Source organism: Psychrobacillus sp. NEAU-3TGS (assembly GCF_029955155.1).
Taxonomy (GTDB): Bacteria; Bacillota; Bacilli; order Bacillales_A; family Planococcaceae; genus Psychrobacillus.
This window is the reverse complement of the sequence record NZ_JAPNOZ010000006.1, coordinates 142,895-159,435: the sequence shown is the minus strand read 5'-3', so window position 1 is coordinate 159,435 and position 16,541 is coordinate 142,895. Positions and strand designations below refer to the sequence as shown.

General features: G+C 33.2%; 16 protein-coding genes. 14 read left to right on the top strand and 2 right to left on the bottom strand.

Features of this window, described 5'->3' with window-relative positions; translation table 11 throughout:
* Positions 1 to 119 precede the first annotated feature (119 nt).
* The 8 genes from OR571_RS05550 to OR571_RS05515 all read left to right on the top strand — a co-directional run bounded on the left by OR571_RS05550 (position 120) and on the right by OR571_RS05515 (position 7,695).
* A complete protein-coding gene (locus OR571_RS05550) occupies positions 120 to 254 on the top strand; it encodes a hypothetical protein (protein WP_282241888.1) in 135 nt (44 codons plus the stop codon).
* A 507-nt stretch (positions 255 to 761) separates the two neighbouring features.
* A complete protein-coding gene (locus OR571_RS05545) occupies positions 762 to 917 on the top strand; it encodes a hypothetical protein (protein WP_282241887.1) in 156 nt (51 codons plus the stop codon).
* 11 nt (positions 918 to 928) lie between these two features.
* Positions 929 to 1,237 carry a hypothetical protein gene (locus OR571_RS05540; protein ID WP_282241886.1) on the top strand — a complete coding sequence of 103 codons (309 nt, stop codon included), beginning with the start codon at positions 929 to 931 and terminating at the stop codon, positions 1,235 to 1,237.
* A 302-nt stretch (positions 1,238 to 1,539) separates the two neighbouring features.
* Positions 1,540 to 1,770, top strand: coding sequence for a hypothetical protein (locus tag OR571_RS05535; RefSeq protein WP_282241885.1), 231 nt, complete (start codon positions 1,540 to 1,542; stop codon positions 1,768 to 1,770).
* Positions 1,771 to 1,979: 209 nt separating this feature from the next.
* Positions 1,980 to 2,288 (top strand): hypothetical protein, encoded by a 309-nt coding sequence (locus OR571_RS05530; protein WP_282241884.1) that lies wholly within the window; start codon positions 1,980 to 1,982, stop codon positions 2,286 to 2,288.
* A gap of 450 nt (positions 2,289 to 2,738) precedes the next feature.
* Positions 2,739 to 3,137: a hypothetical protein gene (locus tag OR571_RS05525; protein ID WP_282241883.1), complete on the top strand. Its 399-nt coding sequence runs from the start codon at positions 2,739 to 2,741 to the stop codon at positions 3,135 to 3,137.
* A gap of 389 nt (positions 3,138 to 3,526) precedes the next feature.
* Positions 3,527 to 6,271: an N-6 DNA methylase gene (locus OR571_RS05520; RefSeq protein ID WP_282241882.1), complete on the top strand. Its 2,745-nt coding sequence runs from the start codon at positions 3,527 to 3,529 to the stop codon at positions 6,269 to 6,271.
* Complete coding sequence (locus OR571_RS05515) at positions 6,268 to 7,695, top strand: restriction endonuclease subunit S (RefSeq protein ID WP_282241881.1); 1,428 nt, start codon at positions 6,268 to 6,270, stop codon at positions 7,693 to 7,695. The genes OR571_RS05520 and OR571_RS05515 overlap by 4 nt, the downstream gene beginning before the upstream one ends.
* 743 nt (positions 7,696 to 8,438) lie before the next feature.
* Here the strand turns inward: OR571_RS05515 and OR571_RS05510 are convergent.
* The gene (locus OR571_RS05510; protein WP_282241880.1) at positions 8,439 to 9,689 is read right to left on the bottom strand and encodes a hypothetical protein; all 1,251 of its coding nucleotides are present in this window, start codon (positions 9,687 to 9,689) and stop codon (positions 8,439 to 8,441) included.
* A gap of 426 nt (positions 9,690 to 10,115) precedes the next feature.
* Between OR571_RS05510 and OR571_RS05505 the strand changes: the two genes are divergently transcribed.
* The 3 genes from OR571_RS05505 (at position 10,116) to OR571_RS05495 (ending at position 11,122) form a co-directional block, all read left to right on the top strand.
* Positions 10,116 to 10,304 carry a hypothetical protein gene (locus tag OR571_RS05505; protein WP_142540036.1) on the top strand — a complete coding sequence of 63 codons (189 nt, stop codon included), beginning with the start codon at positions 10,116 to 10,118 and terminating at the stop codon, positions 10,302 to 10,304.
* Between the two features lie 124 nt (positions 10,305 to 10,428).
* A complete protein-coding gene (locus tag OR571_RS05500) occupies positions 10,429 to 10,968 on the top strand; it encodes a sigma-70 family RNA polymerase sigma factor (protein WP_282241879.1) in 540 nt (179 codons plus the stop codon).
* Positions 10,961 to 11,122, top strand: coding sequence for a hypothetical protein (locus OR571_RS05495; RefSeq protein WP_282241878.1), 162 nt, complete (start codon positions 10,961 to 10,963; stop codon positions 11,120 to 11,122). Before OR571_RS05500 ends, OR571_RS05495 begins: the two co-directional genes overlap by 8 nt.
* Positions 11,123 to 11,473: 351 nt before the next feature.
* Here OR571_RS05495 and OR571_RS05490 read toward each other — a convergent pair whose 3' ends face one another.
* Positions 11,474 to 12,778, bottom strand: a complete 1,305-nt coding sequence (locus OR571_RS05490) for a purine/pyrimidine permease (RefSeq protein WP_282241877.1) — start codon at positions 12,776 to 12,778, stop codon at positions 11,474 to 11,476.
* Positions 12,779 to 13,329: 551 nt separating this feature from the next.
* On the opposite strand from OR571_RS05490, the gene OR571_RS05480 reads away from it, so the two are divergent.
* The 3 genes from OR571_RS05480 to OR571_RS05470 all read left to right on the top strand — a co-directional run bounded on the left by OR571_RS05480 (position 13,330) and on the right by OR571_RS05470 (position 16,534).
* Positions 13,330 to 14,307, top strand: coding sequence for a DUF4822 domain-containing protein (locus OR571_RS05480; RefSeq protein ID WP_282241876.1), 978 nt, complete (start codon positions 13,330 to 13,332; stop codon positions 14,305 to 14,307).
* A gap of 69 nt (positions 14,308 to 14,376) precedes the next feature.
* Positions 14,377 to 15,867, top strand: a complete 1,491-nt coding sequence (locus tag OR571_RS05475) for a sensor histidine kinase (RefSeq protein ID WP_282241875.1) — start codon at positions 14,377 to 14,379, stop codon at positions 15,865 to 15,867.
* Complete coding sequence (locus OR571_RS05470) at positions 15,839 to 16,534, top strand: response regulator transcription factor (RefSeq protein WP_282241874.1); 696 nt, start codon at positions 15,839 to 15,841, stop codon at positions 16,532 to 16,534. The genes OR571_RS05475 and OR571_RS05470 overlap by 29 nt, the downstream gene beginning before the upstream one ends.
* Positions 16,535 to 16,541 lie beyond the last annotated feature (7 nt).

The window sequence follows — 16,541 nt, the reverse complement described above, 5'->3', positions numbered from 1 at the left end:
AGATGAATTAAAGGTTATAGACGGTTATTTTGAAGGTGATAGATTCCTTAATTCATATTATGAGGGGGTAAGCCGGAAACGCTAGATACGGCACTTATAAAGCCGTTGGGATTGCTTCAATGGTTAGAATGATAAATGATACTCCAATGAGTTTCACAATCGATAAAGAACGTACGCTATTAGTTCCAGTCGAACTAAATCAACAATTAAAAAAGGAATTATATATGATTGCTGAAGAATTAGAGAAGAACTAAGTGCCGGTGTTTCCGGTCTTTTTTTATGTCCATAGCTTTTATATAGCGTTAGTACATACGTATTCCTTAAAAGGATAGATACCTAGATGATAAAATTGTTTATTAATAATCAAAAACTAGGAACTAAAGGTAAGGGGGGGCATGGGTGAGGGGGGGATATTTACGCCACACACTACCTCTCAACAATTTCTATACCATTTTTTTAAAGTTGGCCATGTTCATTTAGCGGATTTTTTTTATTATATTTTGATATTAATGCTAAAATATATTAATGATTGTTAATAGTTTCACTTAAACTAACGAAGCAGGTTAGCTTAAGAGTAATTATTTTGAGTTTTTTTGGAGTAAGAGGTTTTACAGGGTAAATTTATTTGAATTTACAGGAAGAAGACGTGAATCTACCACTACTTCTTCTTTTTAATATTAAAATAATAACCATTTATGTATAAGAATAGTAAAATATTTTTTGAGGTTATATACATATCTGAGAAGGAGTAGGTTAATATAATGAATATTAATAATTGGACAGCGGTTGAATGGGGAACTTTAGGAAACTGGGTTTTAGCTTTTGCTACTTTTATTGCAGCTATTGTTGCTTTATGGACTTCTAAACAATCTCGGAAGCCTGAAGTACTGGTTTCGGTATCTTATGGTTTTTTGTAGGTGGAGGTAATATGGGCAGTGGTCAGCATTTAGTAATTACGGCTGTAAATGCTGGAATAGTTCCAGTAACGTTAACTAATACTTCATTTAAATTGCCAAATAAAAAACAAATGGTGTTTCCAATACAACAACAAGATGCAATACCTAAAAAACTGCAACCATCAGAATCTACGGAATACTATGTTGAATTATCTCTAGTAGCAAAAAAATTCCAACAGGAAGGATATAATGGGAGAATAAAATTATTTGTTACTTTTACTGATAGCCTTGGAAATGTATATAAGCGTAGAATGAAATTCAATATAGAAAGTTCTTTATAAAAACGTTTAGTAGGGAGATTGATTGCAAACGCTATTTGAAATGCGGTTATTTCCATATTGCTTGTCAGAAATAACCAAAAAAACAACGCAGTTTGTGAAGGAATATACTTAAGCTAACGGGTGCTTTAGTTAAACAAGACCATCTATTGATGGTCTGTTTACGTCCAAAAACATCAGGTATATTTCAGTAATCCATTGTGAAATGTTATATTTAAACTAACGGAGCAGGTTTGTTCAATAAGAGAAGGAAAAATTTTATGTCGTATTTGACACATAAGGCGGAACAAGGAAGGAGAATAATAGTGGGAATCTGGAACTATAGAGTTGTAATGACAGTAGATAAAGAAAATAAACCTTCCTTCGAGATAAGCGAAGTTCATTATGATGAAAACAATAAGCCTTACGGTTGGGGAGAAGTAATGGCAGATGATTCATTAGAGGAACTAAAGGAATCTTACGAGTATATGGCTACAGCATTTGATATGCCAGTATTGAAAGTAGTCGATGGTAAACTAGTAGAACAGGGGGAATAATGTCGCAGTACGACCATAATGTGTAATAAAAGAGAAGGTGCTTCTTCAAATACGGATGCTTTAGTTCAACAGTCGATTCCAAGGAATCGGCTTTTTTTCAGTATTTTTACTATTAATATATTTTATAGAGTGAATTTTCAGGGATTGTATTGACGTGGAGTTTTCTCTATTTTACAGTGATGGTAATAAAGGTCAGGGAGGTTATTTGAATGAAAACGTTTCGTACTCTAGAACAGTCAAAAAAAGATTTACAGGAGATTCAGGAATATGTGGAACTCATTGAGAAATATCAACCTGAAAATTTTGTGCAACAAGTGATTCATGCCTATGTAATTCATGAAAGCATTGCAAAAACAGCAGAGGTACTAAATGGTCAAGGATATACCATTGAACAAGGGGAGGTATCTGCTTCCATAAAAAGCACACCAGTTAAAGGTGACTTATTACATAAGAAAGTTTTAAGTCTATATTTAAAGAAAACACGGTCCAGTCGCAGGGTTGCTAAAAGTTATTTCTAATAGAAGGAATGGGATCGAACATAGTGGGAGGCAAACGTTGCTAGGTGGCTTAAGGATGCTGCACCATATATGCCTTACTTCGTTATTCATATGAAGAAATTAAAGGTTGGTTAGATAGAAGAAGTAAAGATTTGTGCTAACAGGTGCTTTAGTGAAAAACGGACTGTAAAAGATGTGGACTTGGAGATACCTTACCAAGTTCTTTTTTTATGCAAAATTTATTATTTTTTCAAATTCATTGTCAGTATTTGATTTAACTTGCGTTATTAGTGTGTAAAGCCGAAAGGCAAACAAAACAATAGAGGAAAAGACAATGAATAAAAAAAGTAAAAGAAGGTTGTGAAGAGATCGGTTAAAAAGTTTTTCAACTTTATTGTCAGGATTTAAAGTAGATTGCGTTATTAGCGTGTAGAGCCGAAGAGCAAACAAAACTATTAGGAGGAAAAGAAAATGAATAAAAAAGTAAATGTAGGTTATGAAGAGATCGGTTATAAAATTTATCACTATCTAAATGATGTCTGTGTATTTTTAGAAAAGGATATGGATGAAGTATTTGAGGATATTTCGATGGTAAGTTATAGTGACAACTGGCATATTACAAATACAGGGGATATTATGATTCACTCAAAAGATTTCCGATCGCTATTAATTTATTTAAATAAAGAAAAATACGCTAATTATATTCAAGAACTGGACTTCATTCTTGAGGAAGAAAGTTGCTATGAAGAAGTAATGGTCTTATATAGACAAAAAAAGGATATCGAAGAAAAGATAAAAACTATAGAACAAAGAGATATAAATAATGAAATTAAGTGGGAAGAACATAAATGGGGAAGAAATAAAAAGTAAAATATAACACTATTCTTATTAAGAGATACAGTTTAAAATGCTGTATCTTTTTTTATTGTCTATAATTTGAAGTTGTTACAGTCGATAACTGATAGCTCATGAAGATTGTATAGTGGTCTAGATAGAAAAGAATGGGACCGAAGGATGTATAAAGGGCAATTATGGAGCAATTGATGAGATTGTATAGTTAAATATCGCCCTGTTTTCTATAGAGGAGAGCAGAGGGGTTGTTTTTCACATTCCAAAGTCTGGTTAGTTTGGAAAAAGAGTGAGTAGATTAATGTACACACAATAGATAAAATAAGGATACGATGTAATGGTTTGAGTACAGTATTAATTATATCCTTTTTATAAGTTATAATAGTATTTAAGACAAGGGAGGCAATTTAATGAGTAGTTGGCGAGAATTAGTAGAAAATCAGTTAAGTGAGCAAAAAAATATAGTTGCTCAAATAGATTTGAGCAAAGCAAGTGTACTTTATTCTAAAGATATAAAACATCATAGAGAATTGAAAGTCTTATCTGGAGACGAAGAAATAGTAAGAGCATATATATTAGATAGATTAGTAAATGATTTAGATTATCGAGCTGAAAATATAGAAACGGAGAAAGAATATAATATCCATGGTGGGCATTCTAAATTAGTGCCGAGAATAGATGTGATTGTAAAAGACGACTTCGGAAATCCATTCTTTTTTATTGAATTAAAATCCCCAAGTAAATTTGAAAGAGATAAATCAGAAATTGAGGGACAATTATTTGCTTTAGCACAAGCAGAAGAAAGAGATTTTAAAACTAAAGTAAAATACCTAGTATATTACACTTTGGATGAAGTAGCAGGGGAATTGTTAGATAAATTATTAATTATAGATTTTGAGAAATATCCAACCTATGCAGAATGGGAAGCTGATGGGTATATATCAATAGGTACAAAATTGACTGGTGGATATGGTAAGCCTAAAAAGCAACCTTTACTGAAGGGTGATAAAGAGTATGACCTAAGATTAAAGATAGATAAAGATGAAGTGGATGGACTAGCTAAAGACTTACATAATAAGCTTTGGGGTGGTGGCGGAACTAATGATAGTGAAATATTTTACTCATTAGTTAATATAATTTTAGCTAAAATTCAAGATGAATATGAAAAAGTCAATGGTGAAGAATATGATTTCCAGGTATATCAGTATGGAGTAAATACAGAGAGTCCTAAAAAGTTATATGAGAGGATAAATGATTTATATAAGAGGGCAAAAAAAGAACAGTTAAATATAAGTGATGAACAACAACTTAATGATGACAGTGTTATAAACCTTAATAAGTTCCAATTAAATAAATTGATTTATACTGTTCAAACTTTAGAGAATATTTCTTTTTTAGAAGGTAGAAATTCATTAAACAATAAAGATATTCTAGGAGATTTCTTTGAAAGTATAACTAGAGATGGTTTTAAGCAACATAAAGGACAGTTCTTCACTCCAACTCCAATTGTGAAGTTTTTACTATTTGGATTACAACTAGACACTTTAGCAATTGAGAAATTGAATAATGAAAGAGAATTACCTTACATTATTGACCCATCTGCGGGGAGTGGCACGTATTTAGTTGAAGCAATGAGAGTAATAACAAAAGAGTTAAAATACAAGCAAAAGTACAAACTTAAATCGAGCAGGCAGCTTGAAAAACGTTTTGAAGAACTATTTACTCCAGACCATAATGAAAATAAATGGGCTAGAGAATATTTGTATGGCTCAGAAATAAATTTTGATCTAGGAACAGCTTCAAAAGTAAATATGATACTGCATGGCGATGGTTCAACTAATATATTTGTAAAAAGCGGATTACTTCCGTTCCATTTGTATAGAAGTAGTGCACCTAATGTTTTAGAAAATAATAGTTCAACCGATTCTAATTATGCTAAAGAAATTAATGGTAGATTCGACGTTGTTATTAGTAATCCTCCTTTCAGTGTGGACCTAGACACAGAGACATTGAGAAGTGTTAAAAATACTTTTATTTTTGGTGAAAAGAAGAACTCAGAGAATCTATTTATTGAAAGATATTATCAATTGTTAAAAGAAGGTGGAAGATTAGGTGTCGTTCTTCCAGAAAGTGTTTTTGATACTATTGAAAATAAATATATTCGTTTATTTATTTATAAGTATTTTAATGTTAAAGCTGTAGTTAGTTTACCCGAAGTTACATTTGAGCCTTACACATCTACTAAGACAAGTATTTTATTTGCTCAAAAAAAATCTTCTAAAGATATAACGTTATGGAACGATAAATGGAATGAATATGGTAAAGAATGGGGTAGACTAAAGACTCGTATTAATAACTATATTGATTACTTTATATATGAAAAAAAAATAAATGGAAAATGGGCTAAAGATGTAGTAGAAAATTTAAAGGGAAATAATATTTCAATTATTAAAGAACATATTGATCGGTACTTGAAAGATTTTATTATAGATAGTGATAAAGAATTAGATGTAAAGGATTTGCTAGTAAAGTACCAAGAGGAAATTGATGAGGTCTCTAAAATTGAAAAAGAAACTGATGTATTTGGTTTTTATAATGCAGCATGGGTTTTTGGAGAAGTAGCAAAAGAGTTAGATTATAATGTCTTTATGGGAGAAGCATCTCATGTAGGATATAAACGTTCGAAAAAGGGAACGGAGAAAGTAATGCCGAATGATTTATATGATTTAGAATTTGCGCCACTAAAAATTGAAGAAGAAAGTGTGCTACAAGAATTAGAAGATAAGTTACAAAAACTTGTGGTAAAAGAAAAGGCTTTGCAAGAATTTTTAGAAAATCTCAAACAAAATGAGATAGAAAAGAGCTCAAGTAATTTAGCTAAACAAATTGTGAAACAACAAAATCAGTTAGAAAGCGTTACTGCAGAAGTAGCATATTTACAAGAAACTATTTCTGAAGTAAATGAAGTTTTTGCTAAATACTACGATGATAATGGAATTTTGAGGGAAGAATATCTAGAACGTGATGATGAAGAGTTAATTAACAAGTTTAAATATGGGTTTTTAACTTTGCTAAAAAGTGAAGAAATTGTTCTACGTGAACAAAATAGAATTAAAATTTTAGATTATATTAGGCAAGAGGTGAAGTGGGAATGAAAATAAAGCATCAAAAGATGTCAGAATTTTCTTCTGAGCCCACGTTGAGATTTGATTTCAAATTTATAGTTGGAAATGTAACAGATGATAAAGATTACTATACTTATAAATCTCTGTTTAAAATCATTCCATATAAAAAATGTGAAATTGATTTGGATACGACAATTCAATATGCGGAAATTGGGAATGTAAGTAAATTAGGAGAGGTTTTCCCTGTAGCACTTTCTAATGATAATAGAAATGAATTGAATGAAGATTTATTTAAAAAGATAGAAAAAGGGGATATTATTTCACCAGAAAAAGGCGATATACTGCTTTCTAGTATTAGACCTTATTTAAATAAAGTAGTATTGATTAGGGAAGATGAATTTACGAACAATAAAGATATATACTTCACAAAAGCTTTTATTCAAATAAGACCTTTAATAAATAGTAAAGTTCTTTACTATTTATTAAGAACTATTTTAAGTTCTAAAATAAATGCTGTTTCTAGACAAGGTAAGGGTTATCCAACATTAAAAGAGTCAGATTTAAAAAATATAAGGTTTTCAAAGGATCTTCTAGACCATATTTTAGACAATGAAGAAACTATTTTAGCAGATTTGGAGAAAGTTGAAAGTGAAATTGGGAAACTAAATTCTTTAAGGATTAATAAAAAAGAAATAGTTGATAAGATTTTTGCACAAGAATTTAACTTAGATATAAAATCTATTTTTAATGTTGAATCTATAAAGAATTTGAAAGTTCCTATTAGTAGTATTACAAATGTAAATAAAGATTTAAGGTATAGTTTTAGATGGAACAAAATGAAGGAATTACAAGGATTTATGTATGAAAATATAGATTGTATAGAGCGACTAGGTAAGTATATTCTTTCAACTAATAATGGATGGAGTCCAGAATCAATAGTCGCTGGAGAGGGGATTCCGGTATTAGGACAAGAGCATTTTGATTTTGGCGCATATCTTGATGTGCATCCCACAAAAGCAACTATAAAAACTAGGCCAGATATTAACAAGTTCTTTATTAAAAAGGGAGATTTCTTTATAAGTAGAGGAAATACAGTAGGTTTGGTTGGTTTAGCGAGTATTGTACATGAGGAGATAAATGAAAATATCATATATCCGGATTTATATATAAAAGTTCAATTTTCTAAAGAGATTTTACCGAAATACATAGCTCTAGTTTTTAATTCTTTTCTAGGTAGATCTTATTTTAAATATGTATCTAAGGGGAAAAATCAATCTATGGTGAAAGTTTCTAGTAATGAATTATTGAATTTTTATTTACCTATACCTGACATGTCTACTCAAGAGAAGATAGTTAAATCTGTTCAAGAGAAAATTGAGGTACAGGATAATTTATCAAGAAAAGCAATCTTAGGTTATGGGAAGATAGATAAGATATTTAATGATTTTAAATAGTGACAAAACCAATTACTTCTTATCTTAAGAACTAAACGATTAAGTGCGAATGGGATAGATAATAAGGTGAAAGAGAATCTGAATTAAAAGATTCTCTTTTTATTTTATATATACATGGTATAATGTGGTTAAGAAAGTTTATAACCAAGTTCATGAATAGTGTAATACACCCTTACAATAATAAATAGTTTAGATATAATAGTATGGATGCTGCAAGAGATTTCCAAGTTAGCGTACAGGACGCCCGCTTATCGGCATATTGCTACGCGAAACTTCAAATAGGTAAGATACACGCGTAGAAGCTTAAGTGTTAGAGTTTCTGGACGCGGGTTCAAATCCCGCCGTCTCCATATAGCAACTTCATTGAGTTTCAGTGAACGTCAATGTGACGTAAAGCATAAAATTTCCTTTTGGAAACTTTATACTTGATTTTTTATTTGATAAAGCAGTGACTTTAAGTATATCTTTGCCATATTGCCAAGATTTAACGAAAAAGGATTAACGCAAAACGAAACGTCAGGTTAGTGGATTTTTAATTGGATATTTATGTTACTTCACTATAAAGAATTTGGTTTCTAGCTGTTCAATTTCTTGAATGGTTAATGCCTTTACTTTAAAGAATAATAATAAAGAAGCTAAGAGAGTGTTCTCTTAGCTTCTTTGTGTTGAACGATTATCTTCTAGGAAAACTAACACACCAGGAGGGTGAAAGCCTCAGTTCGACAGCCCCATTACAACTACAACTACTTTCCGTCAGTGATCTGATTAATTCCACGTTCTAGCAATCCTGCAAAACCTGAAAGGATTCGGTTAGCTGCAGGTGCGTTATCTGCAGGATTAGGCAATGCATTCATACATGCTCGCATTGCAGAAACTTGATCTAGATTTTTTGCTTCATCTGCCAAAACCACTCGTTTATCTACTGCTGCTAGAAAAGTAGTATCACCTAGCCATGCTAAATTATAAAGATAAGCAGTTGGTTGTTTATGGTTCAGCAGTCCTGTTGCATGTCCAATAGTATCTTTACTTGTAACTAGACTCGCTGGCTCTTTCATCATTTGCTCCACAACTGCGTTAATACTAGTTACAGTAGGTTGTGTTCCATTAAAATCAAATGGCTCGTGAATTTCATAGGCTTGGCGAGACTGTAATACTGATGTATAGAATGCGGCTATTTGTTTGGCCTGTGTTAAATATTGCCCACCATTAGAAGGGATTCTTAAATCTCCAGTCCCCGTGTGACCATGTGCGGCCAGTGCTAATCCCATACCAGTGTAGGCATTATATCCAGACGAACCGAATGGCTTTCTATTAGTACTTCTACCACCGATAGGAACAAAGGTACGAGAATTATTTGTTGTCCCATATCTTCCTACGACTGTATTAGAAAATGTCACAATTGCACTACGGTGTGCTGTTGACTTATTGACTATGTCTGAGTAAACACTTAAGGCACCTGCAACTAATGCAGCAATATTTAGTGAAAACTTAGGCACAGGATTCAAACCTTTATATTTATATGGCGTTGTGTCCGTATTAACTTCATTAAGACAGAACTGATATAAATGCTGACCAAGCTTATCAAAAAGGTTCTTTGCGATTGTGTCCACTATGCCTTTTGTATTAGCATTAAGTCCATTATAAGCTGAACCTTTTTTAACTAATGCTAATCCTAGCAAAATCATACCATGACCTGGATCGTCCAATACTGCACTATAAGTTAGTTTATCTACGTTGAACTGCCCACTATTGTTAAAATTGTTCATAAGTAAAGTAATTTCACTAGCGATCCTGGATTTTCGGTTAGTATCAGCAGTTCGAGGATACAAAGCTGCTAAAAATTGAAGTTGCATTCCCATTCGTTGTTTAGTAGTTGAATCAGCCAGGTTCCGATGACCGGTAATTTGGTCCAATAGCTTGTTGTACCTATTTCCATATTCAAAATAAGTTTCAAATGCGTTTTCTGCTTCAGTTAAAGTAGATAGTAATGCCATTTATAAATACCTCCATGTTCTTATATTTTTTGGTCTTCACTAAATAAAGGGAACCTTAAAGTTAAATTAACAACTCTCATTAACTAAATTTTGTTTTTTTATTAGTTGTCAGTAATTTAGCATATGCATCAATGACAAAACTGTTGAGATTTATCGAAAGTATAGATAAAATTAAGGAGTGGCGGCAATGACTTGGGGAGTAATAAGTTTTGGTAAATATCATATTGGTATCCCACAGGGTTTAAGATTAGTTACTTGAATGATGTTTAGTCATCGGCCGACAAAGAACAAAATTCTCTAAAATAAGACAGACTAAAATTGGTAAAAGGTTGTTAAAAGTTGCACTTTTAACCCTTTATATATAGAAGGGCCATTTTTTTTATCTAAAAATAGAACGTATGCTCTATTTCGGAAAGGGTGAAGGTAATGAAAAGAATAGATTATGAAGAAATTATCGATATTTTAACTCCTAAAATAAAGAGAGCTTTAAAGGAAACAACGTTCCAGGAACAAGAAGAGCTTGAACAAGAATTAAAAATTAAAATACTCAAGCAAATAGATAATTTAAAGGTTGATTTGATTCCAAACTTCTTTGATCTTTTAAGTAAAGAATAAGTTTATAGGAGGACGCAACAGGATATAGTGTCTTTCCATTTTTTAAAGGGATTAATAGTTGTATATAAGAATTTATTCTTTACCTTTTAATAAATTTATCTTAATGGTTGGGTGGTATCGGAGAATGATTATTGAAAGAGGTCAGATAAAAAATCCTATACTCATTGGTTTTTTAAACCAAGAAGATAATGCAAAAGTATATGATCTTTATTGCCAAGAACCTTCGAATGAAAAAAGAGAACTACTGAATCGAAGGTTTGTAGAATTTTATTATAAGATTAAGCTCATTACCTATTTTTCTAAAGTTATAGGTTTTGAAGCTAAAAGATATGACAAGAAAGATAGGGAATATAAAGAAAGAAATCAATTAGTTTTAGACAAAAAAGATGAGGATAACGAAGATTCAATAATGAATTTATTTGAATCAAAAGCAGATGTGTATTTTTTCAATAATACTAAATTAGAAGATTACATTGAAGACCCTAAAGTATATAAAATTGTTTCTAAACTTACCAAAAGGCAGAAACAAATTCTCTATTTATCTTATATTAATAACATGAAAGATATTGAAATAGCAAAGTTGCTTAGAGTATCTCAACAGGCAATAACCAAAACTAAAAATCAAGCTCTAAATAAAGTAAGGAGGGAAATAAAAAATGGATAATGTTGAATTTGTTCAAATGATAGGAGATGTCGGACTTCCAATGTTAATAACCCTATATTTATTAATCATATTTGAAAAAGGATGGATTATCTATAATGGTAATTCAAGAGTTAACAAAAGAAATAGCGTCACTAAAAGAAATTTTTCGAAATAATCTTTGACGGAAATGGAGAAGTTCAGTGTATTAAATTATAAACATTTAATAGAAAATACATCTATGCTAAAATATTTTCTTAGTAAAAATTTTATCTCTCTTTATCTAAAAAAATCTTTCAAAGAAGGGGGTATTAAAATTGGCTAAGGAAAATGAGTGCAATTCCACGGCTCGATTGGCTATCTGACACCGCAGCAGATGGAGGAACGATGCTGGGAAAGCAGTGTCTGCATTACCTGACCCCCATTTTTCGAGAACGACATCCATAGTGCTTCTTCCCTTTGCAAATCACAGGATTATCCCATAAATAGATGTCGTTCTGAAAAACTTAAGTAGATCCAATGGGGCAAATTAATTCTTTTCTGATATACGTTGCGGTTTCCAGAACTGCTCTAGTAATATGACCAGAATCGTTCCCACAAGAAGGCCATTGCTGACGATATCCTGGATGACCGCTGGCAGTGTGCTGAAAAGACCTGTCGGCAGGAACATGATGCCAATGCTGATCAAAAGCGTAATGCCAAGGATGGACAGTCTGCGCTGATCGAGTATTTCTTTCGTAAGTGACGTTAGCGCAATCGCAATCATATTAATGAAAGAAGCCATCAAAGCTGCATTCGCAATCGGTCCTGGAAGAAGAGATAATACATGGACTATGGACGGAATGAGTGCGAGAACAGCAAGTCCCATGCTCGCGAATAGGAATGGCTTGATCTTCTTCTCACCAGTCATTTGCAAGAAGCCAGCCGTGACAGGGAGCGGCACGACCACGAGCGATGAAAAGCCGGATGCAAGAATATGAGATATGCCGCCTGTATACAAGCTGCGATTGATTGTCGACTCGAAATTCTTTGTATCATTGCCAAGAGATTGACGGACTGCGGTAACCGCAGCAATCGTATTGGAGATGAGCAGGAAAGAAAACAGTATTGCTGTAACAATCATCCCAGCATTCAACTTCGGCAATCCCCAGGCAAACAGTTCCGGAACTTGGAATATCGCTGAATGTGTAGGCGCACTGATTGATGCCTTGCCCAGGACAAGTGCAATGAGCCAACCTGCAAGAATACCGATAAGAACGGCATAGCTTTTCACCCAGCCTTTCCCCTTGTTGGAGAGTAGGATGACAAAGATGAAGACGAAGAAGGCAATCGCTGCCATGCCATAGTCAGGCACAGCCGGGTCCCCTTTTACTGCAAGCATCCCTTCAAGGAATACACCACTCAGCTGCAGAGCGAGCAGCAATAGAAACGTTCCAGTAACAAGCGGACTAAAGAGAAACAGAATTTTTTGCACAAGTCCGCTGATGCCGAGTACGATTAAAAGAATACCTGCAAAGAACACAGCCCCCATAAGGAGCGGCAAAGCTGTCTGCGGATCACCAGTCTGCTGGATCGCGATTGCTCCCAGCATGACGAATATGCTGACCCATGAACCAGCAGGACCGTCTGCAAGAGGGAGCCTGTGACCGATGAATCCTTGAAGGAATGAACTGATTCCGACGATGAAGAAGACACGCTGCATGAGCGAGGTGATTTCATCAATGGAAAGGCCGAACGCCCCGCCAATTACAATCGGCAGAGCAATCGCATTCGCCAAAAGGAAGATGAACCATTGGAACGTACTAAGTGTTCCGTTAATATATTTCTTATTCAAAACATTCACCTGCACAATCTATGTAATTTCAGCTTTGTAAAAAATTTGGCCATGATCAAGGTTTTTCCTAATTATGGCCTTTTTATTTCGCACCCGCTGTTATCAAAATTTCTTCAATTTCTTAAATCCTCTAACATTCTAAAGCGTAAGTATGCCCCTTATATCCTTATACAAAATACGAGAGTTTGATAATTGAGAAATCATAAAGTAATGATATTCTATTTGATATCATATGGGAAATATTAAAAAAGTAAGTTTTTCTTATCTTTTTCATATACAAGAGGGTTTCATTATTGGATGTAACTATAGAGGATTGTGGAAGAAAGATTTCAGCTACAGCCAAAAGATTACATATTTCACAACCCTCGCTGAGCCAGTAATTAAAAGTAATGGAGAAAGAGTTAGGGACAAAACTAGTAGAGAGAACTGGCAGATTTTTAGAAGTGACAGAGGCAGGATCAGCAACCTCTATTATTCTTTTACCGTCATTCTATTGGTGTTTATACAATTTTAATATATTGTTCATTTTGATTTTATAAGATGTAAAATCTATGTTTACTAAAAAAAGTTTATCGATGTTCATTTTGAGTAGTGGTCTTATTCTTACGGGGTGCAGTACAAATGAGAGTGTTAGTGAAAACGAGGAGCAGAAAACAAAAACTCAGGAAGAAACTAGTCAAGTAGAAAATATATCAAATGTTGAAGAGTTGGCCAAAGGCGAAGAACTATCCAACATCCTTACCTCTACGAATTGGCAAGGCACTAAAGTATATGATGAAGAAGGAAATAATCTAACAGAAGAGAATAGTAATTTTATTGGATTGGCAAAATACGATCAAGAAACAAATCGCTATGAATTTTTCGATAAAGCAACAGGTGAAACACGTGGGGATGAAGGGATATTTTTCATCACGAATGATGGTAAAAAGCGGATTTTAATTTCCCAAAGCATGGGCTATCAAGCAGTTGTGGAGCTTACGGAGATCAGTGATGAAATATTTACTTATAAACGAATGGGTGTAGATAAAAGTGGTAATGAAGTAGAAGTGTATGTTGAACACGTACCATATAATGAGACTGAGCTCGAGTTTACTAATAGTGGTGAAAAGTTAACTAGTGAAACAGGCGAAATTATTACAGAAATCCCAGGTAGTCGTATTTTAGGGGAAACGTTGTGGAATGGTACTAAAGTGTTGGATAATGAGGGCAATGATGTAACAGAGTACAATAATAATTTCATTAGTATTGCTAAATTTGATGCGGAGACAAGTAAATATGAATTTTTCGATGTAAATAGTGGTGAAAGCCGCGGAGATTTTGGATATTTTGATGTGATTAGTGATAATAAGATTCGTACACATGTATCGATTGGAGAAAACAAATACGGTGCTGCTCTGGAAATCACTGAATTAAATGATGATCGCTTTACTTATAAACGAATGGGTAAAGATGCTGATGGAAATGACATCGAAATCTATGTGGAACATGAGCCTTATAAAGGTGAATTTAATCCTTCCTTTGGATTTTAAAGAAATTTAAGTTATCCTAATGAGGAATTGGTACTTACTATAGCTAGGGGGTGAGGAGGCGGTATGGATATGCGTACAAAATTTTTAATCACATTTCTCGGTAGTCTGTTTGTTATTATATGCTCGATGGTAGCTATATTTTGGCTTTTGTTGTTTGCTATAAATGGACAAGTCTCCTCACCTGTTCAGCTTTATAAATCCGTTGCGCAGCAAAAACAAATTACATATGACGAGCAAGAAGCGTTGGTTACCTTTCGTAAGATTGCTAAGGAAAATCCGGATGATTTGATGAAGCCCAACATTCAACAAAGTATTGATACCTATGAAATGAAAGGTTTGAATATTGTTATCCGAAAACAAGATGAAATCCTTTATCATTCTCCTGACCTTGTTCTAAAATCTCTAATCGTTCATGCACCAAAATTTGATATTGAAAATATTTATACTCAAGGCACCATTGACAACAAAGGCAGTCTTTATCGCTATCTTAAGTTTGATTTTCATTTTTCCGATAATGAAAAAGGTAGTGTGATGATCTTAAAGCAAGAAAATAGCTTTGCTGAATTTTTACAAAGATGGGGGTTCTTTATAATCACCTTAATCCTAGCCATTGCTATTTTTCTTGTTATTATGTTTAACCGTTCTCTAAATAAGGCAATTATTGTCCCTTTACGGGAATTAGGTATAAAAGTGCAACAACTAAAAGAAGGTAAGTTGGAAGGGAAAATTGAAATTTCAACAGGCAAAAAAGGGGAAGTGAATGAGCTTGCGCAAGAATTTGAGAAATTGCGTGAGGCGTTAAACAGAGTCAGTAAAGAAAATAAAAAATACGAGGAAAATAGAAAGGAATTACTTTCTAATATCTCTCATGACTTAAAAACACCTATTACTTCGATTATTGGCTATGTAGAGGGATTAAAAGATGGTGTAGCAGATACAAAAGAAAAACAAGGTAAATACTTGAATATTGTTTATAATAAGGCGAAAAGCATGAACTTTTTAATTGATGATTTATTTGTATTTTCTAAACTAGACCTCCAAAAATTACCCTTTCATTTTGAGTATATTGACTTAAAAAAATTTCTCGTGCATTTTGTTGAAGAATATCAATTAGACCTTGAGCAAATAAACATTCAACTTACTTTTCAAGATGTTCATTTAAACAAAGCCATTGTACGAATAGATGTACAACAAATTCGACGAGTGCTAGATAATATGATCCAAAATAGTGTAAAGCATATGAACAAGAATGAAAAAAAAATAACGATTGTTGCAAAACAAGAAGTCGATGAAGTGATTATTACCGTACAAGATAATGGTGCAGGGATGGCTGAGGAAAATTTAGAAATGATTTTTGATCGATTTTATCGTATAGAAAGCTCCAGAAATAGTGATAAAGGTGGCAGTGGTTTAGGTCTTGCTATTGCAAGGCAAATTATTTTAGAGCACGGTGGAATCATAAAAGCGGATAGCAAATTAGGTGAAGGTACAAGCATCACTTTTACGCTGCCCTTAAAGGAGAATGGACATAATGAAGGAAATTCTATTAGTGGAGGATGATCAGGATATAGCAGAATTGCAAAGGGATTATCTGGAGCTAAATGAGATGAATGTCAATATCATTGCCGATGGATTAGTTGGTTTAGAAGAAGGACTCACCGGAAAATATGATTTAATCATACTAGATATCATGATTCCAAGTATGACCGGATTTGAAATTTGTAAAAGATTACGTGAGGAAGTGGATACACCTATTTTAATGGTATCTGCTAAAAAGGAAGATATCGATAAAATCCGTGCGCTTGGATTTGGTGCGGATGATTATATTACCAAACCCTTTAGCCCTAATGAGTTAGTCGCTCGTGTAAAATCACACTTAAATCGTTATGAGCGTTTAACAAAGGGACCTCAGACAATATCGGATGAAATCTTAGAAGTCAATGATATTCGGTTGAATACAAAATCACATAAAGTATTTTCCTTTGACCAAGAGATCAATTTGACGACAAAGGAATTTGAATTATTGAAATTTCTCATGAAGCACCCAAATCAAGTATTTAGTAAAGAAGATTTATTTGAACGAGTTTGGGGGTTGGATTCACTAGGCGATACATCAACCGTTGTTGTTCATATTAAACGACTACGAGAAAAGATAGAATTCGATCCAAAAAATCCATTATTATTAGAAACAATCTGGGGTTCTGGGTATAGATTTAATAATAACTAAAAAGAAC

Excerpts from the sequence above, each read along its gene's own strand:
- OR571_RS05550 (WP_282241888.1), top strand. The coding sequence starts at position 120 with ATGGTTAGAATGATAAATGATACTCCAATGAGTTTCACAATCGATAAA.
- OR571_RS05545 (WP_282241887.1), top strand. The coding sequence starts at position 762 with ATGAATATTAATAATTGGACAGCGGTTGAATGGGGAACTTTAGGAAAC.
- OR571_RS05540 (WP_282241886.1), top strand. The coding sequence starts at position 929 with ATGGGCAGTGGTCAGCATTTAGTAATTACGGCTGTAAATGCTGGAATA.
- OR571_RS05530 (WP_282241884.1), top strand. The coding sequence starts at position 1,980 with ATGAAAACGTTTCGTACTCTAGAACAGTCAAAAAAAGATTTACAGGAG.
- OR571_RS05525 (WP_282241883.1), top strand. The coding sequence starts at position 2,739 with ATGAATAAAAAAGTAAATGTAGGTTATGAAGAGATCGGTTATAAAATT.
- OR571_RS05520 (WP_282241882.1), top strand. The coding sequence starts at position 3,527 with ATGAGTAGTTGGCGAGAATTAGTAGAAAATCAGTTAAGTGAGCAAAAA.
- OR571_RS05515 (WP_282241881.1), top strand. The coding sequence starts at position 6,268 with ATGAAAATAAAGCATCAAAAGATGTCAGAATTTTCTTCTGAGCCCACG.
- OR571_RS05510 (WP_282241880.1), bottom strand. The coding sequence starts at position 9,689 with ATGGCATTACTATCTACTTTAACTGAAGCAGAAAACGCATTTGAAACT.
- OR571_RS05505 (WP_142540036.1), top strand. The coding sequence starts at position 10,116 with ATGAAAAGAATAGATTATGAAGAAATTATCGATATTTTAACTCCTAAA.
- OR571_RS05500 (WP_282241879.1), top strand. The coding sequence starts at position 10,429 with ATGATTATTGAAAGAGGTCAGATAAAAAATCCTATACTCATTGGTTTT.
- OR571_RS05495 (WP_282241878.1), top strand. The coding sequence starts at position 10,961 with ATGGATAATGTTGAATTTGTTCAAATGATAGGAGATGTCGGACTTCCA.
- OR571_RS05480 (WP_282241876.1), top strand. The coding sequence starts at position 13,330 with ATGTTTACTAAAAAAAGTTTATCGATGTTCATTTTGAGTAGTGGTCTT.
- OR571_RS05475 (WP_282241875.1), top strand. The coding sequence starts at position 14,377 with ATGCGTACAAAATTTTTAATCACATTTCTCGGTAGTCTGTTTGTTATT.
- OR571_RS05470 (WP_282241874.1), top strand. The coding sequence starts at position 15,839 with ATGAAGGAAATTCTATTAGTGGAGGATGATCAGGATATAGCAGAATTG.